This window comes from Campylobacter sp. US50a (assembly GCF_004379015.1).
Classification (GTDB): Bacteria; Campylobacterota; Campylobacteria; order Campylobacterales; family Campylobacteraceae; genus Campylobacter_D; species Campylobacter_D jejuni.
The window spans coordinates 208,412-230,789 of the sequence record NZ_RYYJ01000002.1; the positions used below are offsets into that span (position 1 = coordinate 208,412).

24 protein-coding genes and 1 pseudogene are annotated in these 22,378 nt (G+C 29.5%); 17 read left to right on the forward strand and 8 right to left on the reverse strand.

Going from position 1 to position 22,378, the window contains the following annotated elements; all coding sequences use genetic code 11:
• Positions 1 to 2: 2 nt before the first annotated feature.
• From ELQ11_RS02410 to kcuS, 4 genes are all read left to right on the forward strand, one after another.
• The gene (locus ELQ11_RS02410; RefSeq protein ID WP_053872756.1) at positions 3 to 662 is read left to right on the forward strand and encodes an amino acid ABC transporter permease; all 660 of its coding nucleotides are present in this window, start codon (positions 3 to 5) and stop codon (positions 660 to 662) included.
• 107 nt (positions 663 to 769) lie between these two features.
• On the forward strand, positions 770 to 1,699 hold the full coding sequence (locus ELQ11_RS02415) for a ribose-phosphate pyrophosphokinase (RefSeq protein WP_002861611.1): 930 nt from the start codon (positions 770 to 772) through the stop codon (positions 1,697 to 1,699).
• Positions 1,700 to 1,866: 167 nt separating this feature from the next.
• Entirely contained in the window at positions 1,867 to 3,978 is a 2,112-nt protein-coding gene (locus ELQ11_RS02420) for a carbon starvation CstA family protein (RefSeq protein WP_134225130.1), read from the forward strand.
• Positions 3,959 to 4,156 carry a KCU-star family selenoprotein gene (gene kcuS, locus ELQ11_RS02425; protein ID WP_002867452.1) on the forward strand — a complete coding sequence of 66 codons (198 nt, stop codon included), beginning with the start codon at positions 3,959 to 3,961 and terminating at the stop codon, positions 4,154 to 4,156. The genes ELQ11_RS02420 and kcuS overlap by 20 nt, the downstream gene beginning before the upstream one ends.
• A gap of 39 nt (positions 4,157 to 4,195) precedes the next feature.
• Here kcuS and ELQ11_RS02430 read toward each other — a convergent pair whose 3' ends face one another.
• Positions 4,196 to 4,609, reverse strand: a complete 414-nt coding sequence (locus ELQ11_RS02430) for an acyl-CoA thioesterase (protein ID WP_052949397.1) — start codon at positions 4,607 to 4,609, stop codon at positions 4,196 to 4,198.
• A gap of 61 nt (positions 4,610 to 4,670) precedes the next feature.
• Here ELQ11_RS02430 and ciaB point away from each other — a divergent pair, with 61 nt between their 5' ends.
• From ciaB to cysM, 3 genes are all read left to right on the forward strand, one after another.
• A complete protein-coding gene (gene ciaB / locus ELQ11_RS02435; protein ID WP_052949398.1) occupies positions 4,671 to 6,503 on the forward strand; it encodes an invasion protein CiaB in 1,833 nt (610 codons plus the stop codon).
• Between the two features lie 101 nt (positions 6,504 to 6,604).
• A complete protein-coding gene (locus ELQ11_RS02440; RefSeq protein WP_002861608.1) occupies positions 6,605 to 6,901 on the forward strand; it encodes an HU family DNA-binding protein in 297 nt (98 codons plus the stop codon).
• A 126-nt stretch (positions 6,902 to 7,027) separates the two neighbouring features.
• The gene (gene cysM / locus ELQ11_RS02445) at positions 7,028 to 7,927 is read left to right on the forward strand and encodes a cysteine synthase B (RefSeq protein ID WP_126233368.1); all 900 of its coding nucleotides are present in this window, start codon (positions 7,028 to 7,030) and stop codon (positions 7,925 to 7,927) included.
• A 6-nt stretch (positions 7,928 to 7,933) separates the two neighbouring features.
• Here cysM and ELQ11_RS02450 read toward each other — a convergent pair whose 3' ends face one another.
• The 4 genes and pseudogenes from ELQ11_RS02450 to ELQ11_RS10255 all read right to left on the reverse strand — a co-directional run bounded on the left by ELQ11_RS02450 (position 7,934) and on the right by ELQ11_RS10255 (position 9,895).
• Positions 7,934 to 8,494 carry an SCO family protein gene (locus tag ELQ11_RS02450; protein WP_002856825.1) on the reverse strand — a complete coding sequence of 187 codons (561 nt, stop codon included), beginning with the start codon at positions 8,492 to 8,494 and terminating at the stop codon, positions 7,934 to 7,936.
• Complete coding sequence (locus tag ELQ11_RS02455; RefSeq protein WP_070252965.1) at positions 8,491 to 8,943, reverse strand: hypothetical protein; 453 nt, start codon at positions 8,941 to 8,943, stop codon at positions 8,491 to 8,493. Before ELQ11_RS02455 ends, ELQ11_RS02450 begins: the two co-directional genes overlap by 4 nt.
• Before the next feature lie 3 nt (positions 8,944 to 8,946).
• Positions 8,947 to 9,366, reverse strand: a complete 420-nt coding sequence (locus ELQ11_RS02460) for a copper chaperone PCu(A)C (protein WP_070252964.1) — start codon at positions 9,364 to 9,366, stop codon at positions 8,947 to 8,949.
• A gap of 85 nt (positions 9,367 to 9,451) precedes the next feature.
• Positions 9,452 to 9,895: pseudogene (locus tag ELQ11_RS10255) on the reverse strand (hypothetical protein).
• A gap of 179 nt (positions 9,896 to 10,074) precedes the next feature.
• Between ELQ11_RS10255 and ELQ11_RS02470 the strand changes: the two are divergent.
• The 4 genes from ELQ11_RS02470 (at position 10,075) to ELQ11_RS02485 (ending at position 14,079) form a co-directional block, all read left to right on the forward strand.
• Positions 10,075 to 11,052, forward strand: a complete 978-nt coding sequence (locus ELQ11_RS02470) for a murein L,D-transpeptidase family protein (RefSeq protein WP_044780507.1) — start codon at positions 10,075 to 10,077, stop codon at positions 11,050 to 11,052.
• On the forward strand, positions 11,053 to 12,039 hold the full coding sequence (locus tag ELQ11_RS02475) for an alanine racemase (protein WP_134225131.1): 987 nt from the start codon (positions 11,053 to 11,055) through the stop codon (positions 12,037 to 12,039).
• Positions 12,040 to 12,041: 2 nt separating this feature from the next.
• Complete coding sequence (locus ELQ11_RS02480; RefSeq protein WP_052949402.1) at positions 12,042 to 12,509, forward strand: tRNA (cytidine(34)-2'-O)-methyltransferase; 468 nt, start codon at positions 12,042 to 12,044, stop codon at positions 12,507 to 12,509.
• Between the two features lie 103 nt (positions 12,510 to 12,612).
• On the forward strand, positions 12,613 to 14,079 hold the full coding sequence (locus tag ELQ11_RS02485) for a sodium:alanine symporter family protein (RefSeq protein WP_070252962.1): 1,467 nt from the start codon (positions 12,613 to 12,615) through the stop codon (positions 14,077 to 14,079).
• Between the two features lie 27 nt (positions 14,080 to 14,106).
• Here the strand turns inward: ELQ11_RS02485 and ELQ11_RS02490 are convergent, their stop codons facing one another.
• A complete protein-coding gene (locus tag ELQ11_RS02490) occupies positions 14,107 to 14,835 on the reverse strand; it encodes an amino acid ABC transporter ATP-binding protein (RefSeq protein WP_052949403.1) in 729 nt (242 codons plus the stop codon).
• Positions 14,828 to 15,571 (reverse strand): amino acid ABC transporter permease, encoded by a 744-nt coding sequence (locus ELQ11_RS02495; protein ID WP_002861598.1) that lies wholly within the window; start codon positions 15,569 to 15,571, stop codon positions 14,828 to 14,830. Before ELQ11_RS02495 ends, ELQ11_RS02490 begins: the two co-directional genes overlap by 8 nt.
• 82 nt (positions 15,572 to 15,653) lie before the next feature.
• Between ELQ11_RS02495 and ELQ11_RS02500 the strand changes: the two genes are divergently transcribed.
• On the forward strand, positions 15,654 to 15,833 hold the full coding sequence (locus ELQ11_RS02500) for a hypothetical protein (RefSeq protein ID WP_010891894.1): 180 nt from the start codon (positions 15,654 to 15,656) through the stop codon (positions 15,831 to 15,833).
• The gene (locus ELQ11_RS02505) at positions 15,826 to 16,395 is read left to right on the forward strand and encodes a DJ-1 family glyoxalase III (protein WP_004305949.1); all 570 of its coding nucleotides are present in this window, start codon (positions 15,826 to 15,828) and stop codon (positions 16,393 to 16,395) included. The genes ELQ11_RS02500 and ELQ11_RS02505 overlap by 8 nt, the downstream gene beginning before the upstream one ends.
• A 29-nt stretch (positions 16,396 to 16,424) precedes the next feature.
• Here ELQ11_RS02505 and ELQ11_RS02510 read toward each other — a convergent pair whose 3' ends face one another.
• Positions 16,425 to 16,790 (reverse strand): histidine triad nucleotide-binding protein, encoded by a 366-nt coding sequence (locus ELQ11_RS02510; protein WP_002857192.1) that lies wholly within the window; start codon positions 16,788 to 16,790, stop codon positions 16,425 to 16,427.
• Positions 16,791 to 16,913: 123 nt separating this feature from the next.
• Between ELQ11_RS02510 and pheS the strand changes: the two genes are divergently transcribed.
• Genes pheS through ELQ11_RS02530 form a run of 4 tightly spaced genes read left to right on the forward strand, consistent with a single transcriptional unit; the run spans position 16,914 to position 22,330 of the window.
• Positions 16,914 to 17,906, forward strand: coding sequence for a phenylalanine--tRNA ligase subunit alpha (pheS, locus tag ELQ11_RS02515; RefSeq protein ID WP_002852567.1), 993 nt, complete (start codon positions 16,914 to 16,916; stop codon positions 17,904 to 17,906).
• Positions 17,903 to 20,224, forward strand: coding sequence for a phenylalanine--tRNA ligase subunit beta (gene pheT / locus ELQ11_RS02520; protein WP_070243236.1), 2,322 nt, complete (start codon positions 17,903 to 17,905; stop codon positions 20,222 to 20,224). Before pheS ends, pheT begins: the two co-directional genes overlap by 4 nt.
• Positions 20,221 to 21,507, forward strand: coding sequence for a 3-phosphoshikimate 1-carboxyvinyltransferase (aroA, locus tag ELQ11_RS02525; protein ID WP_070239657.1), 1,287 nt, complete (start codon positions 20,221 to 20,223; stop codon positions 21,505 to 21,507). Before pheT ends, aroA begins: the two co-directional genes overlap by 4 nt.
• On the forward strand, positions 21,497 to 22,330 hold the full coding sequence (locus ELQ11_RS02530) for a 4-hydroxy-3-methylbut-2-enyl diphosphate reductase (protein WP_002861592.1): 834 nt from the start codon (positions 21,497 to 21,499) through the stop codon (positions 22,328 to 22,330). Before aroA ends, ELQ11_RS02530 begins: the two co-directional genes overlap by 11 nt.
• The last annotated feature ends 48 nt before the right edge of the window (positions 22,331 to 22,378 follow it).

Sequence of the window (22,378 nt, forward strand, 5' to 3'; positions counted from 1 at the left end):
TAATGGAAAATGTTTTTAATGCACAAAATATTGAATTTTTAATGCAAGGTTTATTTCTGACATTAAAAATAGCCTTAGCAACTTGTATTATTTCGATTATTTTTGGAACTTTTTTAGCTATAACTAAAAATTATGGGGATAGATTAAGTAAATTTTTAGCAGCTTGCTATATAGATATTTTTAGAAATACTCCTTTATTATTATGGATGCTTGCAGCTTGTTTTGTTCTACCTGTATTTTTTGGACAATTTCCTCAAGCTTTTTGGGGTACTATAGGATTTTCACTTTATACGAGTTCGGTTATGGCTGAAATTATTAGAGGTGGATTAAATTCTATACCAAAAGGTCAGTTTGAAGCAGCTTATTCTCAAGGTTTTGGTAAATTTTTTACTCTTTTTTATATTATTTTACCACAAACTTTTAGAAAAATAATACCTGCTTTATTATCTCAAATTGTAACCACTGTAAAGGATACAGCTTATTTAGCGGGTTTAGGTATAGCTGAACTTACTTATAATTCAAAAACTATATTGGCAAAACTAAGAAGTTTTGAAGAAATTTTAGCGATGATAGGTGTTGTTGCGGGAATTTATTTTATAATATGTTTTTCACTTTCTATGTTAGTAAGATATTATGCTAAAAAGACAGCTTACATTTCTTAAAAAAGCTTATATTTTTATATAAGCTTTTTAAATTTACAGCAGTTTTTAACATTTTTTTTATTAAAATCTTTTGTATTAATTCATAATTTTATTGATTAAGGTTTTTTATGCGAGGTTATAAAATTTTTTCAGGCTCAGCTAATGTGGAATTTGCAAGACAAGTTTCTAAATATCTTTCCCTGCCTTTAAGTGATGCTGGAGTAAAACGATTTAGTGATGGAGAGATTAGTGTTCAAATTGATGAGAGCGTACGCGGAAAGGATGTTTTTATTATTCAAAGTACTTGCGCTCCTACAAACGATAATTTAATGGAACTTTTAATTCTTACAGATGCTTTGCGTCGCTCAAGTGCAAATTCGATTACGGCTATTATCCCATATTTTGGCTATGCGAGACAAGATAGAAAAGCAAATCCTAGGGTGCCAATTACTGCTAAACTTGTGGCTAATTTGATTCAGGCAGCTGGGATTGATCGCGTAGCTACGATAGATTTGCATGCAGGGCAAATTCAGGGTTTTTTTGATATTCCAGTAGATAATCTTTATGGAAGTATAGTTTTTAATGATTATATTAAAGCCAAACATTTTAAAAATGCTATTATAGGAAGTCCAGATATAGGCGGTGTTGCAAGAGCTAGGAGTGTTGCAAAGCATTTAGGACTTGATATAGTTATAGTTGATAAGCGTCGCGAAAAAGCCAATGAAAGTGAAGTAATGAACATCATTGGAGATGTAAAAGATAAAGAAGTTATCCTAGTAGATGATATTATTGATACTGCTGGCACTATAGTTAAAGCTGCAGAAGCTTTAAAAGAAAAAGGTGCAAAATCTGTTATGGCTTGCTGTACTCATGCAGTTTTAAGTGGAAAAGCCTATGAGAGAATAGCAAGTGGAGCTTTAGATGAGCTTGTAGTAACAGATACTATACCTTTAAAAGAGCAATTACCAAATATTAAAGTATTAAGTGTTACATCTGTTTTTGCTGAAGTAATACGTCGTGTTTATCATAACGAAAGTGTAAATTCTCTCTTTATTTAGATTAAAAAAGCTTAAAGATTGTTTTTAAGCTTTTCATTTTTATGCTACTTAAAGAAACAAAAAACATATATTTTTTTAAAAATGTGAAAAAACTAAACATCTTTCTATACAATTTAATCTATAAATCTGTTATTCTTTGAAAATATTTTATTTTCTTAGGAGAAATTATGACTCAGTTAAGTACTAAAATTTTATGGTTGCTTGTTGCAACTTTAGGCGCTATTTGTTTTGGTTATTTAGCTTTACAAAATGGAGAAAGTGTATCAGCGATTTATTTGGTGGTTGCTGCTATATGTATTTATATGATAGGATATAGATTTTATGGGCATTTTGTAGCTTATAAGGTTTTAGAACTTGATAAAAATCGCGCAACACCAGCACTTGTAGAAAATGATGGGCGTGATTTTGTGCCTACAAATAAGGCTGTATTATTTGGACATCATTTTGCTGCTATTGCAGGAGCAGGTCCATTAGTAGGACCTATCTTGGCTGCTCAAATGGGATATTTGCCTTCTATGCTTTGGATTTTAGTAGGAGGAGTTTTAGCGGGTGCTGTGCATGATTTTGTTGTTCTTTTTATATCTACTCGTAGAAAAGGTAGAAGTCTTGGCGAGATGATTAAGGATGAGATGGGTAAATTTACAGGTGGAGTTGCTATGGTGGCGATTTTTGGCATTATGCTTATTATTATTGCCATTTTAGCTATGGTGGTTGTAAAAGCTTTAGCAGAATCTCCATGGGGTTTATTTACTATCGCAATGACTATTCCTATAGCAATATTTATGGGAATTTATATGCGTTTTATCCGTCCAGGTAGAGTAGGGGAGGCTTCTATAATAGGTTTTGTGCTTTTAATTTTGGCTATTCATTATGGTAGCGTTGTAGCTGCTGATCCTTATTGGGCTAAAATATTTACTTTAGAAGCTCCAACTTTGGCAATTGTTATGATGGCTTATGGTTTTATTGCTTCTGTTTTACCTGTGTGGTTTTTACTTGCTCCAAGAGATTATCTTTCAACTTTTTTGAAAATCGGTGTTATTGTGGTAATGGCTGTAGCTATTGTTTTGGTTGCTCCTGATTTGCAAATGCCAAAAGCAAATACTCAGTATTTTGATGGAACAGGTCCAGTATTTGCAGGTGGAGTATTTCCATTTTTATTTATTACCATTGCTTGTGGTGCGATCAGTGGTTTTCATGCTTTGATTTCTAGTGGAACTACTCCTAAAATGCTTGAAAACGAAACTCATGCCTTAGCTGTTGGATATGGTTCTATGCTTGCTGAAAGTGCTGTGGCGATTATGGCTTTAATTTGTGCTTGTATTTTACATCCAGGTCTTTATTTTGCTATAAATTCAAGCTCTGCTTTGATAGGAACAGATGTTGTAAGTGTAGCACAAACCATTTCAAATTGGGGATTTAGCATTACTCCTGAAGAAATTACTACTTTGACTACAAATATAGGAGAGCATACTATACTTTCAAGAACAGGTGGAGCTCCAACTTTTGCTATAGGTGTAGCTTTGATCTTGCATGAACTTTTTGGCGGCGTGGATTTGATGGCTTTTTGGTATCATTTTGCTATATTGTTTGAAGCTTTATTTATTTTAACAGCGGTGGATGCTGGGACAAGGGCTTGTCGTTTTATGGTGCAAGATATATTGGGTAATGTTTATAAACCTTTAGGAGATATTCATAATTATCCAGCTGGACTTTTGGCTACGGCTTTAAGTGTTGCAGGTTGGGGATATTTTCTTTATCAAGGTGCCATTGATCCTAAGGGAGGAATTTATACGCTTTGGCCTCTTTTTGGCGTGAGTAATCAAATGCTTGCGGGTATGGCTTTGCTTCTTGCTACAACTATACTTGTAAAAATGGGCAAGGCAAGATATACTTGGGTTACTTTAGTACCTGCGGTATTTGTCTTAGTGGCAACTCTGTATGGAGGAATTCAAAAAATTATGCCTTATGAAGAAGGCAATAAAGTAGCAAATGCGGTAAGTCATGTAGCCACCGTTAGCATACAAAGTCAAAAAATTAAAGATTTAGAATTTAAATTAAATAATACTAAAGATGAAAAAGAAATTTCTACAATTAAAAAAGAAATTTCAATAGCCACCCAAAGTAAAGTTGGAAATTTACTTAATGCAATTCTTTGTGTGTTCTTTATGATAGCTACTTTGCTTGTTATAATTTCTTGTATAGGAATTTGCTTAGGTAAAATTAAAATTCCTCTTAAAGAAACTAAGTATATTAAGATTGATGAATTTCAAAAAATTTAAGTATTATTATGAAAAAGCCGAAAGGTTTTTTCATCCCTTGGTGGGACTTTCTAGTTATGATAAGTATTTAGAACACATGAAACAAAAACATCCAGGAAAAATTCCAAAAACCAGAGGGGAATTTTTCAAAGAATGTCTAGATAAAAAATATAATAGTGGCGGTTTAAATAAATGCTGATAAGCTTAAAGGATAAAGTTTTATCATACAAAATAAGCTTTAAGCATTTAAAAAGCCATGAATTCTTTTAAGTTCTTCAGTAATAGGCTTTTTCTTTCCATCTCTTGTAACACTTACGTAAGTTACTAAAGCCGAAGTTACATTAATGCAAGAAGTACAACCTTGAGAATCCACTCTTTGAGCTGTGACTTCTACTTCAACGCTGATTGAAGTGTTGCCCACATTTACAACTTTAGAGTAACAAGAAATTATATCACCTATAAAAACAGGTTCTTTAAAAACTACTTTATCCATAGAGATGGTTACAACGCGTTCAGGAGAAAGTTCTCTTGCTGCGATAGCTCCTGCTAAATCGATTTGTGAAAGTATCCATCCGCCAAAAATATTTCCTGCCGGATTTGTATCGCTTGGCATGGCTACAATTTTTAATTTTGGTTCTCCCATATCTCTCATTTTTACTCCTTATTTTAAAAAATGAATTATAATTAAAAAAGTTAAAAAGGAGAATAAAAGTATGAATAATTTTAAAGAAATAGCTAAATTGGTTAGAAAATACAAAGAAAGAAATAATGCGTTATATGAGTTTTTAGACAAAGAAGATGTGGGCGAGTATTTTAGATCTTTGATTTCTTTAAGCGAATTAAAACAAGATAAAACAACTATGCTAGCCATACTTAGGCGTTTGGTTGATTTAAAGGAAGAAAATTTAGTTCAAGAGTGGAAAAAAAACAACTTTAAGGAAGATAAGATTATAGAGTTAAAACATAAGTTCTATGAAGAGATTAGAAAGTTTTATGAAAAAGAACATCAAAATTTAATTAATGAAATAAAAGAGAAAAAGCTTTTAAATAATTTTTATCAGTCCATAATACAAGGAGTGCATAATATAGGTTTAATTATGAATATTTTTGAAATTTCTTGGACTAAAGAAATTATAGAAAAAAATAATAAAATTTTATCTACTCAATTTCCAAATTTAGATGATGCAATGGAATTTTTGCGTAAAAATCATTTATATCAAAAAACTTCAGAAGGAGAAATTTGTGAGCGAAGTTATGGTGTTTTAGTTAGAATAGGAAATTTATGGAAATTTGTTCCTTATGCGAGATTTTTCGAGAATGAAATTTTAAAATTAGAATTTGCTTTTGAAAATATGATTGATCAGCTTAAAATATTTGCTAGCAACGAAGAGGAAAAAGCTTATATAGAATATTTTGAAAAGTTAAAATTAGCGTTTTGCGAAAAAGATGAAGATAGAGTTATAAAAGCTTGGCAAGAGGCTGAATTTGCTTGGATGAAAGTAAAATCACCTTTACAAGTGGGACATCCTTTAGAATATTATGAAGATAATTATACTCATGCGGTGGCATTAGAATGGGATATAAGAATAGAAGATGAGAATGATTTTGATGTTTTGAAATTTGGTAGTGAGATTAAGGAAAGTTTTGAATATGTTTATAAAAATATAGGACTTGAAGATTGTGACTTGGAAAAAGAAGTTTTATCTAATATAGAAAAAACTCAACTTTATATTTGCACTCCGATGATATTTTATGGTGCTGAACTTAAAGGTTTATTTTCAGCTCAAGTCGTTCCAAATGATGAGTTTGTAAGTTCTAAGGCGGGTAAAAAAATATTTGCCTTTATAAATTTTGTATATGAAAATGCCAAAACAAAGCCTTTTATGAAAATTTCTAGCGAGGTTTTTGATAAAGAATTTTTGGATTTTGGAAGAAATATTTTATTTTATCAGGAAAAAATTTGGAAAAGGGTTTATGAAGTATCGACCATAGGCCATGAATTTGGTCATATATTTTTTATTGCTAATGATACTGAAAAAACAATGAATCAGAGTGGTTTTTTTAAAAATATAGAAGAATATAAAGCTACTACAGGTGGACTTATAAATTTCTTTTATCACGAACAAGATGACTTGATAATGCCTGTTTTTCATGAACTTATAAAAAGAGCTATTGGACTTATTTCTTGGCAAAGAGTTGATGAAGTTAGACCTTATTATACAGAAGGACTTATTCATCTTAGTTTGCTTTTTGAAAGTGAAGTATTGATTTTTGAAAATAATAATTTGAAGATAAATTTTGATTTAGGACATTATGAAAAATTTAAAGAACTAACTTTAAAAAATTATCATGAATTGGCAAAACACTATGCTTTAAGACTTGATGCAAAAGAGTTTTTAAGTAGATTTTGTGAAATTGAAGATAATATTTTTCTTCCTATTATGCCTAAGTGTAAAGAATTTGTTAAATTTTATTATGATTTATACGAGAAAATTGGTAATGAAATTGATAATAGCGGAGAATTTGAAAGATATAAGAAAAAATAATAAAGTTTTTTGAAAAAAACTTAAAAAAAGCTGTTTTTTACTTGATATTGTTTTTTAAATATGCTAAAATTAGGCGTTTCAATTAAAACAAAGGAGCTTTTATGACTAAAGCAGATTTCATTTCATTAGTTGCTCAAACAGCTGGGCTAACAAAAAAAGACGCTACTACTGCTACTGATGCAGTTATTTCTACTATTACTGATGTTTTAGCTAAAGGTGATAGCATCAGTTTTATTGGTTTTGGTACTTTTTCAACTCAAGAAAGAGCTGCTAGAGAAGCTAGAGTACCAAGCACAGGAAAAACAATTAAAGTTCCTGCTACAAGAGTTGCAAAATTTAAGGTAGGTAAAAACCTTAAAGAAGCTGTTGCAAAAGCAAGCAACAAAAAGAAAAAATAAAACTTCGGCTAGATAAATTCTAGCCTTCTTTCTTGATTGATTCGGATATTTTGCATCTTTTATTTACTTTATTTTTTTAAACTTTTATAAAACTATCATTATTAAATAAAAAAGGATATTAAAATTATGAAAGTACATGAAAAAGTAAGTGAGCTTATAGGAAATACTCCCATTATACATTTGAAAAAATTTGGTATCAATGTTTTTGCTAAATGCGAATTTTTAAATCCTAGTCATTCTATAAAAGATAGAGCAGCTTTTGAAATGATTAAAGATGCTTTAGATAGTAAAAAAATTAATCAAGATACTACAATAGTTGAAGCAACTAGTGGGAATACTGGAATTTCTTTGGCTATGATTTGTGCAGATTTGGGACTTAAATTTATTGCTGTAATGCCTGAATCTATGAGTTTAGAAAGAAGAAAAATGATAACACTCTTTGGCGCTAGGTTAGAATTAACTCCTGCAAATTTAGGAATGAAAGGAGCGGTTGATAAAGCAAATGAAATATTGTTAAATACTCCAAATTCTTTTATGGTTTCTCAATTTGAAAATATTTCAAATAAAAATGTGCATCGTAAGAATACGGCTTTAGAAATTTTAAGAGATTTGGATAATGAACTTGATATTTTTGTAGCTGGTTTTGGAACTGGCGGTACTATTAGTGGAGTTGGGGAAATACTAAAAGAAAAATTAGAAAAAGTGCATATTGTTGGAGTCGAGCCTCTAAATTCTCCATTGCTTAGCAAAGGTGAAGCGGGAAGCCATAAAATACAAGGAATAGGGGCGAATTTTATACCTGCTATTTTAAATAAAGAAATTATAGATGAAGTGATCACGGTAAGTAATGAAGATGCTATAAATACAGCCAAAGAACTTGCCAAAAGTGGTTTAATGGTGGGTATATCAAGTGGAGCAAATGTATTTGCCGCAAGTATGCTAGCAAAGAAATTTCCAGATAAAAGAATTTTAACTATGCTAAACGATACGGCTGAAAGATACCTCTCAACTGATCTTTTTGCTTAAGTATAATTATTGAGAATTTAGAAAAATTCTAAGTTCTCTTAAAATTTCTTGTGGATTTAAATCACTAATTTCTTTATAAAAATGACCTTTTTCATCAATAAGATAAAGCATATTGCTATGTGCTATAGAATAACCCATAAAAGAATCATTTAGATCTATTTTTTGATATTGAACATTATATTGTTTTGTTATTTTTTGAAGAGTTTTTTCATCTTTTGCAATTAAAGCATCTGCTTTTGGGTAAAAGTATCGTAACCATTCGTTTGTATTACTTAAGTTATTATCTCTATTTAGATCTAAAGAAATAAAAAGAAGGTGAGCCTTAGGATTATTGATTTGCTTTAAGGCTTTGCCTACTAAACTAAGAGTTGCCGGACAAACATCAGGGCAATAAGTGTATCCAAAATAGATAATAAGCTTATCTCCTTTAAAATCTTTTAGGGTGGTTTCCTCTTTTAAATCTGATTTCAAGATAAAATCATAAGAATTTTGATGATTTTTAATAAAAAATATTACACCTAAAATAATGGCAACTATAACTATAAACAAAATAATATTTTTTTTCATTTTTTTAGCTCAAAATCAAAATAAAACCCTATGGGTTTATTATTATCCATAAATTCTACCCTAAAACGCATAGTATCTAAAACACAAGTAGCAAGAACTATTTTGCTTTCATAGTCTGTTGAATTTAATCGATGTATTTTAGGCTTAATTTCACCCATATACATATTTAATCCATAAATTTTAATTCCTAAGTTGTTATAATTTCCTAGATTTACAATCTTTAGATTTGTAACATCTAAAGATTGTAAGGGTTTGGGATTTAGGGAAATTAAGACTTCTTTATTGTTAAAACTATATGTGCAGTCTTTAACATTAAGATCGCAAGCTAATGGGGTGGAAAAATCAGCTTTTGTTATTTTTTGAGAATCTTTTATTATATAAAAATCAAAAATAATATATAAGGTAGCAATAACAAAAGCAAAAGCTAGGATAAAAATAATTTTTCTCATTAATTAAAATTCTTTAGAATCAATATTTTTTAACTCTATGGTTTTGTGATTATTAAATTTTAAATCTAAATTTACCTTCGTATCTTTAATAATAGGTTTTTTTAGTTTTAAAAGCATTATATGGTAACCTCCTGATTTAAGTTCTGTGCTTGAATGAGCTTTTATAATAATTTCAGGAATTTTTTGCATCATCATTTTTCCATTTTTATGTACATGTGTATGCAGTTCACTTGCTTCACTGATATTGCTTTTGACGCCTATTAAAGCAATATCTTTATCAGTATTATTAAAAATGGTAAGAAAAATAGCACTATTTTGCGCATGAGGTGGAGTTTGTTTTACAAAGGCATTTTTTACCTCTATATCATTAACAGCCCAAAGATTTACAGCAAAAAGAGCGCCTAAGAGAAGAATTTTTTTCATATTGCATCCTTATTTTTATAACATTAAACATTTGTTCATTATATCAAAAAATATTTTTATTTGAATATAAAATTTTTAAAATTTTTCAATGTGTGTTACCTGTTTGAAAATTTTTTGCATAGCAACATCACAATCAAAGAAAAAACCAGTTGGAGTATTATTGTTTAAAAATTCAATCCTAAATCTAGAATCATCGGTAATACTTCTATCTATAAAATTTATAAGAATATCACCATTAACTATATTAAATTTTTAGGAATGATATCGTATATATTAGGAATTTAAACTATAAATTTTAATCTTTAAATTAGAATAATGAGGAGAATTTTTAATTTTTATAGTAGTTTTATTGAAAATTTTTATAGGTTTTGGGTAGGCTGAAACTTCAATATTTTTTTATTAAAAGAAAAAACACAATCTTGTAAATTTAAGTCACAAGCTAGATCTTGGCATGTATTTGAGCTAAATACACTTTCTTTTTATCATATAATGCATAAAAAGCTAAAAACAAAATACCTAAAAAAGACATTTCTATAAAAAAATTCTTATCACTATCAACCTTTTAAAACAAGCCTTTATGATTTATTAAAAATAATATCATAAATAAGGTCACATTATTAATATAATTAATATTTTTTAAGAAAAAAAATATTATAATCACAAACATTTTTGACTTAAAAAAAATTTTGAAATAGCTAAGGAAAAACATTGTTAAAACGACTTACTTTATTAATTACACTTTCTTCGTTGATGTTGCATGCCTCAGATCTTGTTAAAATTTATCTCAATCAAGGATTAGATGCTGTTGGCGTAGCGATTGAAAAAGAATTAACTCAAAAGGATTTTTGGTTAAGTGAAATAGGAGATAAAAATATTTCACTCGGATATTATGATGATAATGTTGCTATCGTGCTTGCAAATAAAACAGATAAAATTCTCCGTGTTTATTCTTACGAGGATGGAAAAATAAGAAAAGATTTTGAACAAAAAGAAATAATAACTGGGTTAATGGGCGATAAAAAAATAGAAGGAGATTTGAAAACGCCAGTAGGTTTTTATGAGTTAGGTCGTAAGTTTAATCCAGGTGATCCTTATTATGGTCCCTTTGCTTTTGCTACAACTTATCCAAATTTACTTGATAAAGTACAAGGAAAAACAGGTGGTGGTATTTGGATCCATGGCTATCCTTTAGATGGTTCTAGACTTGATGAATTTAAAACAAGAGGGTGTATTGCTTTATTTAATAACAATTTGGAGAAATTTGCACAAGTTGTGCAAGACAAAAAAGTTTTTGTTATGACAGAAGAAAAAGAAAAAATTAGAGCTAAAAAGGATCAAATAGCTAGTTTATTGGCTGATCTTTTTACATGGAAGCTAGCTTGGACAAATAGTGACATTAATACCTATTTAAGTTTTTATGATGAGCAAGAATTTAAACGTTTTGATAAAATGAAATTTGAACAGTTTGCTTCTATGAAAAAATCTATTTTTTCTCGTAAAGAAGATAAAAAGATTAAATTTTCAGATATTAATATCAGCCCTTATCCGAATTTAGAAAATGAAACTATGTATAGAATTTCATTTTATGAGGATTATTACACTAAAAACTATCAGTTTAGAGGCGATAAAATTTTATACGTTAAGATAGATAGTAAAGGTAAAATGAAAATTTTAGCAGAGCAATAAATGTCTTTAATAAAAATTGATCAAAAAGCTTATGAATATAATTTAAGACATATTGCTAAAAAAATAGGGAGTTTTCAAAGATTAATTTGTGTTTTTAAAGATAATGCATATGGACATGGAGCTAAGCTTTTAGCTCCATTAGCTAAAAATTTAGGAGTTTCTTTTGTTGCTGTTAAGAGTGAAGAAGAAGCTCAAGAAATCGAAGAATTTTTTGAGAATATATTAATACTATCACATCGTCCTCATGGTAATGAAAATTCTCGATTTATTTATGCTTTAAATGATATTTCCCAAGTAAAAAAATACAAGCAAGATATAAAAATACATCTAAAAATAGATACAGGCATGCATCGCAACGGAATTTGTGTAGAAAATTTAGAGCATGCTATAAATCTTATTCGAAGTAGTGATTTAAAACTTACTGGAATGTTTACACATTTTGCTAGTGCAGATGAAATAGATGGAAGTTTTTTTGTTCAAAAAGAAAATTTTCAAAAAGCTAAAAAGATAGTAAAAAAATATTTTTCAAATTTATTATTTCATTCGCATAATTCTGCAGCATTATTTAGAGGGAAAATTCCTGAAGATGAATATTGTAGAGTTGGGCTTGTTCAATTTGGATACGGGGAATCAAATTTAAAAAGAGTTTTAAGTTTGTATGCTCATAGATTAAGTCAAAGGATTTTACAAAAAGGACAGAGTATAGGATATGGAGGCATTTTTACTGCTGCAAAGGATATGGAAGTAGCAACTTATGATTTGGGTTATGCTGATGGTCTTTTCCGTTACAATGGAAAAGGGGAGTTAGTGCTTGGAAATGGAAAAGTAATACTTGGAAAGATGTCAATGGATAGTTTTTCTTGTGAAAATTCTGGTGAGGAAATTTGCGTGTTTAAAGATGCTGATATTTGGGCTGATTTTTTTCATACTATTAACTATGAAATTTTAGTAAAATTAAACCCTAACATTCAAAGAGTTCTAGTATAAACATGTTTAATATAGTTTTAGTTCACCCTAGAATACCGCAAAATACAGGTAGTATAGGTAGAATGTGCTTTAATGCTGGTTTTAAACTTCATATTGTTAAACCAACTGTTTTTGATATTTCTCAAAAGGCTGTTAGAAGAGCAGGGCTTGATTACTGGGATAAATTAGAGCCTATTATTTGGGAGAATCTTGAAGAATTTTTAAATGAAAATATTATTTATAAAAATCGCTTTTTTTTCGCAACAACTAAGAGTAAAAAAGCTTATTTTGATGCAGAATTTCAAAAAAATGATTTCTTATTCTTTGGAAGTGAGAGTTATGGTTTGCCAATGGAATTAATGCAATTAAATTGGGAAAATGCTATAACTATACCTATGAAATCTTATGGAAGAAGTTTAAATTTAGCCACAAGCGTTGGTATAATCTCTTATGAAGCTTTAAAACAAAATTTTAGCAGTTTTGTTTCTTAAAAGTTTCAAATTTACACAATAACTTAAAACAAATAAAATCATAAAGTCCTTTTTATAAAAATTATGTTAAAGTAAAATTTAGATTATTTTTTGAGGAGCTTGGATGAATTTAGATATTATGCTAGATTTTGCCAATAAAGCGTCTGATATTATAGCTAATAAGATTGTCCCAAATACAGACATTATCATGGTGGTTTTACTTATTGTTTGTGGACTTTATTATAGCTTTTTAACTCGCTTTGTTCAGTTTCGTATGTTGAGTTCTGTATTTAAAATTCTTACAGAAAAAAACGAAGGACACACTAAAGAACATATTTCACCTTTTCAGGCATTGATGATCTCAACTGCTTCTAGAGTTGGTATAGGAAATATCGCTGGAATTTCTTTGGCATTGGCCACAGGTGGAGCTGGTGCTTTATTTTGGATGTGGGTTATGGCATTTTTTGGTGGTGCCTCAGCATTTGCTGAAAGTACCTTAGCTCAAGTTTACAAATCAAAAGATGATACAGGTGGATTTAAAGGTGGTCCAGCTTATTATATAAAAAAAGCCTTAGGCTCACATTTTTTTGGAGCTTTTTTTGCTTTTATTCTTATTATTACTTATGCTTATGGATTTAACGGACTTCAAAGTCAAACAATGACTTCATCTTTTAAAGTTTATTATGATATGTTTAATCCAAATGCTGCTGTAGATTTTGCATCAAGTTCTTGGCCAATGATCATTGGTATTGTTTTAACTATTTTTGGCGCATGGATGTTTTTTTCTCACCATACTAAAATAGGTAAAATTAGTTCTTTAATTGTTCCTTTTATGGCTTTAGCTTATGTTTTGCTTGCTGTGATTGCTGTTTTAATAAATTTTGATAAAATTCCTTCTGTGGTTCATATGATTTTACAAAGTGCTTTTGATTTTAAAGCGATTTTTGGTGGTTTTGCTGGTTCTGCTTTAGTTATAGGGATTAAAAGAGGACTTTTTTCAAATGAAGCGGGTATGGGCTCAGCACCTAATGCAGCTGCAGCAGCTTTGACAAGTCATCCAGCCAAACAAGGTGTTATACAAGCCTTTTCAGTTTTAATTGATGTTGTTGTTTGTACAAGTTCTGGATTTTTAGTTCTTTTTTCTATGGCATATTTAGGGCTTGGAGAAAGCAAAATTGATGGTGGAATGCCTTTAGTTCAAGAAGCTATGCGTGAGTATTATGGTAGCTTTGGAATCCATTTTATTACTATAGCTATTGTTCTTTTTGCAATAACTTCTTTAATAGGGAATTATTATTATGCTCAAGCCAATGTTAAGTATTTAACAAATTCCAAATTTGTAATGAATTTGTTTAGAATTACAGCTGTAGCTATGATTTTTATAGGTTCTCAAATGAATTTAAAACTTGCTTGGAATTTGGCTGATTTGACTATGGCTTTCATGGCAACGACAAATATTATATCTTTATTGCTTTTAGGCGGTATAGTAAATAAAGTTTTAAAAGATTTTAATACACAACAAAAATCTGGTATAGATCCAAAATTTAATGCTAGCAAACTTGGAATTAAAAACGCTGAATGTTGGGATTAAAATTCATAAGCCTTAATGGCTTATGAATTAATGATTTAAAACCTTGTTTAAAAATTCTTTCAATCTTTCATTGCTAGGATTTTCAAATACTTCTTTAGGGCTTGCATCAACAGCGATTTTTCCTTTATCCATAAAAAATATACGATTGGCAACATTTCTAGCAAAACCCATTTCATGAGTTACTACAAGCATAGTTAAACCTTCTTTTGCAACATCTTTCATAATGCTTAGAACCTCGCCTATCATTTCAGGATCTAGAGCTGAAGTAGGCTCATCAAATAAAATAACATCAGGATTCATCATCAAGCTTCTAGCAATAGCTATGCGTTGTTTTTGTCCACCAGAGAGCTTATGGGGCATTATATTTTCTTTGTCTGCTAAACCCACCTTAGCAAGAAGTATTTTTGCTTTTTTTATGGCTTCTTCTTGACTTAAAATTCCTGTTTTAATGGGCGTTAAACATAAATTTTCCATAACATTTTTATTAGCAAAAAGATTAAAATGCTGAAATACCATGCTAACTTTTTGCCTGATCTTATTAATATCAATTTCTTTATCAAGTATGTTTTGCTTATTGATTAAAATTTCCCCACTATCAGCTAGTTCTAAGCGATTGATGCAGCGTAAAAATGTACTTTTTCCGCCTCCACTTGGACCTATGATAGCTATTACATCGCCTTTTGAGATTGTAGTGTTAATATTTTTTAAAACTTCTAATTCTCCATATTTTTTTTGTAAATTTTTAACTTCAATCATTTTTATTCATCCTAAGTTCAAGTTTTTTTGCAAAATAACTAAAAATTTTTACACTTACGTAATAAACAAGTCCAGTGAAAATAATAGGTTTTGGATTGTAAAGTACGGCTTGTAAGCTTTGACTTTGCATGGTAATATCAACAACACTAATAAATCCTACAACAGAAGTTTCCTTAAATAAAGAAATAAATTCATTAGCTAATGCAGGTAGAATGTTTTTAGTAGCCTGAGGAAGAATAATTTCTTTCATTGAAGTTTTGTAATCAAGTCCCATTGCTCTTGCAGCTTCCATTTGTCCTTTATCCACACTATTAATGCCACTTCTTACAATTTCTGCTATATAAGCCGAGCTATTAAGTCCTAGTGCAAGAATGGCTGCATAAAGGTTATCTATAAAAGTAAAAATTACAAAAGCAAAAATCATCAATTGTAAAATTACTGGTGTTCCTCGTATAATGTCTATATATTCATCTATAATAAAATTAAGTGTTTTAAATTTAGAGAAGCGTAAAATAGCTAAGCTAAAACCAATAATCACTCCGATAATAACAGCACAAGCAGTTAATAAAAGCGTAATAAGATAACTTTTTAAATAAGCTTTTGCATTTTCTGTATAGCCATAGCTTACAACTCCACTAGGATCTTGAATTTTTAATATTTCTATCGGGAAAGAAAAATAGCCCCATAAAATAATAATAACAAAAAAAACAAAAATTCTTATATTTTTCTGATTCAATTTGTAAACCTTTTCAGAGAAATTATTTAAAAAAAGATTTTATAGAAATATCTTTGAATTTTCTCTAAAGATTTAAAAAAATGTGTTAGAATTTCCCAAAAATAAGGTTGTATTTATGGAAATTTTAGATTTCATTCTAATAGTTATTTTTGTGTTTTTAATGATTGTTTTGGTCATAGGATTCAATCATCAAATGATGCAAAAAAACAAAGAAAGAGAAGAAAGATTTAAAAAATATAAAAAAGGAGAACAAAATGAGTAAAAAAGTATTAATTCCATTGGCTCAAGGTTTTGAAGAAGCTGAATTTATAGGAATTGCAGATGTTTTAAAACGAGCAAGAGAATTAAATCCGGATTTGGAAGTTGTTATAGCTTCGCTAAATAGTGAGTTATTAGTAAAGGGTGCTAATGGCATTAGTATAAAAGCAGATTGTTCTATAGAGGATGTTGATATAGAAAATTTAGATGCCATTGCTTTGGCGGGTGGCTTTGAAGGTATGATGAATCTTAAGAATTCAAATATTATTTTAAATATCATTAAACAACTTCATAGCAACAATAAAATTGTTGCCGCAATCTGTGCTTCTCCTATAGTCTTAAATGAAGCAGGTGTTTTAGAGGGCGAGTTTGCTTGCTATCCTAGTTGTGAAGTTGGACTTAATGGAAATCGTGTTAATAAGGCTGTAGTTGTAAATAAAAATGTTATAACTTCAGCAGGTCCAGCTACGGCAATTCTTTTTGGTTTAGAACTAGCTAAAAAGTTATGCGGTGATGAAATTTATCAAAAATTATACGAGGGAATGTTGCTACCTCTGACAAAATAATTTAAATGGTAGTTTTTCTACCATTTAAATTAAAATAAAGCTTGAGGATTTTCTTTTTTTGTTTTTTCCTTAGGCAGTTCAAAACCTCCAAGCATATGAAAATGCAAATGAAAAACTTCTTGTCCGCTATTTTTTCCACAGTTTGTTACCAAGCGATATCCACTTTTATCTACGCCTAAAAGAACAGCTAGTTCTTGTATGAAACTTGTCATTTTGGCCATAAGTTCAGGATCAAATTCTTGAAAGTCTTTAAAATGTTTTTTAGGGATTATAAGTATATGTATGGGTGCTTTGGGTGCAATATCATGAAATGCTAGAAAATCGTCACTTTCAAGCACTTTATTGCATGGAAGTTTACCTTCAACTATGAGTTCAAAAATTGTTTTTTCTTGCATTATTTATCCTTTTTTATTGTTGGTTTGATACAATTATATCTTTAAAGTTTGGTTTTTATGCTGAATTTAAAATAGTTTTTAATAGAATTAGAACTTGAAATATTTTATTTTAAGGTAAGAAAATTGCAAAATTTTATAGAACAGATTCAAAAATGTGAGAATTTAAATGATTTGGAAGCCATTAGGATTTCCGTTCTTGGAAAAAAAGGTATTTTAACAGAAGGCTTTACAAAGCTTAAAGAGTTAGAAGATGAGGCGAAAAAAGAATTTGCTGCTAAACTAAATGCACAAAAAGAAATATTTAATGAGGCTTATTTAGCTAAATTTAAAGATTTGGAAAATCTTGCTTTAGAAGAAAGAATGAAACAAGATGCTTTAAATTTTAACTATTTTGATGAAAGTATTACAACAGGTGCCTTGCATCCTGTTATGAGCACCATGGATAAAATCATAGAGTATTTTATAGCTTTGAATTTTAGCATAGAAAAAGGGCCTTTAATAGAAGATGACTTTCATAATTTTGAAGCGTTGAATTTACCTAAATCTCACCCTGCAAGAGATATGCAAGATACCTTTTATTTTGATGATAAAAGGCTTTTAAGAACACAAACTTCGCCAGTGCAAATACGGACAATGCTTGCACAAAAACCTCCTATTAGGATGATAGCCCCTGGTGCTGTATTTAGAAGAGATTTTGATATTACGCATACTCCTATGTTTCATCAAGTTGAAGGCCTTGTAGTGGAAGAAGGGCAAAAGGTTAGCTTTGCAAATTTAAAAAGTGTATTGGAAGATTTTTTGCGTTATATGTTTGGAGATGTGAAAGTTCGTTTTCGTCCAAGTTTTTTCCCATTTACAGAACCTTCTGCTGAAGTTGATATTTCTTGTGTATTTTGCAAAGGAAAGGGTTGTAGAGTTTGCAAACATACAGGTTGGCTCGAAGTTTTAGGATGTGGAATAGTTGATCCTAATGTTTATAATTTTGTTGGTTATGAAAATGTAAGTGGCTATGCTTTTGGATTAGGAGTAGAGCGTTTTGCAATGCTTTTGCATCAAATTCCAGATTTAAGATCTTTATTTGAAGGTGATTTAAGATTATTGGAGCAGTTTAGATGATAATTACTAAAAGTTGGTTGAATGATTGGTTAGAACTTGAAGAAATAAGTTCAGATAAAATAGCTAAAACTTTAAATTCTATAGGTATAGAAGTTGATAGGGTTGGCGTTTTAAAGGCTCCAGATAAAGTTGTTGTAGGCTATGTTAAGGAAAAAATTAAACATGAAAATTCAGATAAATTAAGCATTTGTCAAGTTGATATCGGAAGTGAAACCTTGCAAATTGTCTGCGGTGCTGCGAATGTTGATGTAGGACAATTTGTAGCTGTTGCAACTAAAGGTGCTATCATGCCAAACGGTATGGAAATAAAAGAAGCAAAATTACGAGGAGTGGATTCTTGTGGTATGCTTTGTTCTAGTTTAGAATTGGGTTTTGAAAAAATCAATGAAGGAATTATGCTTTTAGATGAGAGTATAGGGAAATTAGAACTTGGGAGAGCTTTAAATACTTATGAAATTTTTAATGATGAGCTAATAGAAGTAGAACTTACTCCTAATAGGGGTGATTGTTTAAGTATTTATGGTATTGCTCGTGATTTAGCTACAGCTTTAAATTTAAATTTAAAAGAACCAAAACCATTCAAAGAAAGTGAAAATGTTTTGGGTATCGGTAGAATTTTGCGCTTAGCAGCTGAGAAAGAACTTAACGGACTTTATAATTATCGAGCTATAGAGCTAAAAGAAGAAATTCAAACAAATTTATTGCTTAGTTTAAGACTTGCTCAAATTGAAGGTTTGGGAAAAAATTCCATAGAAAATTTATTAAATTATGCAACGCATTCAACTGGTGTTCTTTTTAATGCTTATGATTTAAGTGGTTTTTCTGAAAAAGATGAAGAATTTACCATCAATTTAAGCAAGCAAATGCATGGAGAAACAAAAGTATCTTACAAAGATAAACTTTTAAGCTTTAGCGGAATTTTCCAAAATAATGAAAGTAGATGCAAAGATGATTCTAAAATAATTATTATTGAGGCTAATTATACCGATCCATTGGTAATTGCAGATGCTAAAATATATCATAAAGATCAAGATGAAAAAATGCTTTATAGAAGTTTTAGGGGAAGTGAGCCTAAATTAAATTTAGGAATGGATTTTTTACTTAGTATTTTTGAGCAGATTCCAAATCTTGTTATTTATAGTTCTTCTCAACAAATTTTAACCGACAAAGAATTACCAATCATACCAATAAGTATTGAAAGTATTGGCGATATAATAGGGCAAAATGTTGACAAAGATGAAGTATTAAAAATATTGAAAAAATTAGGTTTTGAACTCATACTTTCAGGCGAAGGGCTTATAAATGTTAAAGCACCTTTACATCGTCCTGATATTAAAAATTTATCAGATATTTGCGAGGAAGTTGTAAGAATTATAGGTATTGATAATATTGCTTCCAAGGGTTTAGAATTTGTAGAAAAAAATCGTTTAAATTTTACATATAAAAATTATATTGAGTTTTTAAATTTAAGGAAAAGAGCAGTAGCTAGTGGTTATTTTGAAAGCTTACATTATGTTTTAGACAATGAAGAAGAACTTAAAAAATTGGGTTTTGATTCTGTTAAATTAAAACTAATCAATCCAATTACAGCAGAACTTAATACTTTAAGAACAACCCTTTTAAATCATTTATTGAATGCAGCAAGTTTAAATGCAAAAAATTCTAAAAAAATTATTAAACTTTTTGAACTAGGGGTTGTTTTCAATGTCAATAATCAAGAATTAAATCGTATCGCATTTATCCATTCTGGCTTAAAAGAAGAAGCTAAAATTTCTAATAAGGCAAAACCTGAATCGGTGCAATTTTATGATTTTCTTTTAGACATTAAAAATATTATAGGCGATTTTAAACTAAAATCATCAAAATATAATATTTTAAGCCCTTATGAACAAGCAGATATTTATCTATCGGATATTAAAGTAGGTTTTATAGGCCGTTTGCATTTAAAAATAGAAAATGAGAGGGATTTGCCAAAAACATATATTTGCGAACTTGATTTAGATTTAATTAAGCAAGATTTTAAAATAGCTAAGCCTTACTCCAAATTCCCAGCTATCACTAGAGATCTTAGCGTGTTAATACCTAAAGGTTTTGAATACAATCAGATTAAAAATTGTATCGAAGAATTGAATTTAGAAATACTTGAAAATTTTCGTTTAGTTGATATTTATAGTGATGAAAACCTTAAAGAATTTTATAGCATTACTATGAGTTTTTCTTTTAGAGATATAAATAAAACTCTAGAAGATAATCAAGTAAATGAATGCATGGGTAAAATTTTAAATACTCTTAAAAATTTAGGTCTTGATTTAAGATGAAAATTTACAAATTGCAAACCTCTATAAATGCTATACTTGAAAATATAGCAGCAGATAAAAGCATATCTCATCGTTTTGCTATATTTTCGCTTTTAACACAAGAAGAAAATAAGGCTCAAAATTATCTCTTAGCTCAAGATACTTTAAACACTCTTGAAATTATAAAAAATCTTGGAGCTAAAATTGAACAAAAAGATTCTTGCGTCAAAATTATACCCCCTAAAGAAATTTTATCTCCAAATTGTATTTTAGACTGTGGAAATTCAGGAACCGCTATGCGTTTGATGATAGGATTTTTAGCAGGAATTTCTGGTTTTTTTATTTTGAGTGGAGATAAGTATTTAAACAATCGTCCTATGAGAAGGATAAGCAAACCACTTACTCAAATAGGCGCTAGAATTTATGGAAGAAATGAGGCAAATTTAGCTCCACTTTGTATAGAAGGTCAAAAATTAAAAGCTTTTAACTATAAAAGCGAAATTTCTTCAGCTCAAGTTAAAACAGCTATGATTTTATCTGCTTTTAGAGCTGATAATATATGCACTTTTAGTGAAATTTCTCTTAGTCGAAATCATAGTGAAAACATGCTAAAGGCTATGAAAGCTCCAATAAGGGTTAGTAATGATGGCTTAAGTCTTGAAATAAGTCCTTTAAAAAAACCTTTAAAAGCTCAAAATATAATCATTCCTAATGATCCTTCTTCGGCTTTTTATTTTGTTTTAGCAGCTATTATTTTGCCTAAATCTCAAATTATTTTAAAAAATATTTTACTTAATCCTACTCGTATAGAGGCGTATAAAATTTTGCAAAAAATGGGCGCCAAACTTGAAATGACAATAACTCAAAATGATTTTGAAACTATTGGTGAGATCAGGGTGGAGTCTAGCAAGCTTAATGGCATAGAAGTTAAAGATAATATCGCTTGGTTGATAGATGAAGCGCCTGCTTTGGCTATAGCTTTTGCTTTGGCTAAGGGTAAATCTAGTTTAATAAATGCTAAAGAATTACGCGTTAAAGAAAGCGATAGAATTACTGCGATGGTTGAAAATCTAAAGCTTTGTGGTGTTGAAGCTAGAGAACTTGATGATGGTTTTGAAATAGAAGGTGGATGCGAACTAAAATCTTCAAAAATTAAAAGCTATGGAGATCACCGTATTGCTATGAGTTTTGCTATTTTAGGTTTGCTTTGTGGAGTTGAGATTGATGATAGTGATTGTATAAAAACTTCTTTTCCAAATTTTATAGAGATTTTATCAAATTTAGGAGCTAGGATTGATTATTGAATTAGCAAAAAACTATGGTTTTTGTTTTGGTGTTAAAAGAGCTATTAAAAAAGCAGAACAAATAAAAGATGCCGCAACTATAGGTCCTCTTATTCATAATAACGAAGAAATTTCTCGTTTACAAAAAAATTTTAATGTCAAAACTTTGGAAAATATAAAAGCTTTAAGCAATGAAAAAAAGGCTATTATAAGAACTCATGGTATTACAAAGCAAGATTTAGAAGAATTGAGAAAAAAAGATATAGAAATTTTTGATGCCACTTGTCCTTTTGTTACAAAGCCACAACAAATTTGCGAGCAAATGAGCAAGGAGGGTTATGAAGTTGTTATTTTTGGAGATGAAAATCATCCCGAAGTTAAAGGAGTAAAAAGTTATGTAAGCACAAAAGCTTATGTAGTTTTGGATAAAAAAGAGCTTCAACATATAAAACTTCCTAATAAAATAGCTGTAGTAAGCCAAACAACTAAGAAGCCTGAACATTTTATGGAGATAGTAAATTTTTTAATACTTAAAACCAAAGAAGTAAGAGTTTTTAATACTATATGTGATGCAACTTTTAAAAATCAAGATGCTATTAAAGAACTCTCGCTTAAAAGTGATGTTATGGTTGTTGTAGGGGGTAAAAACTCAGCCAATACAAAACAACTTTTTTTGATTGCAAAAACTAATTGTGAAGATAGTTATCTAATTGAAACCGAAGAAGAGTTAAAAAAAGAATGGTTTTTAGATAAAAAACATTGTGGTATTAGCGCAGGCGCTAGTACTCCTGATTGGATCATACAAAAAGTTATCGCCAAAATAGAAAATTTTAAAATTAATTAAAAAATGTTTTCAATATAGAATAAAAAAGTCAAAAATTTAAAAAAAATT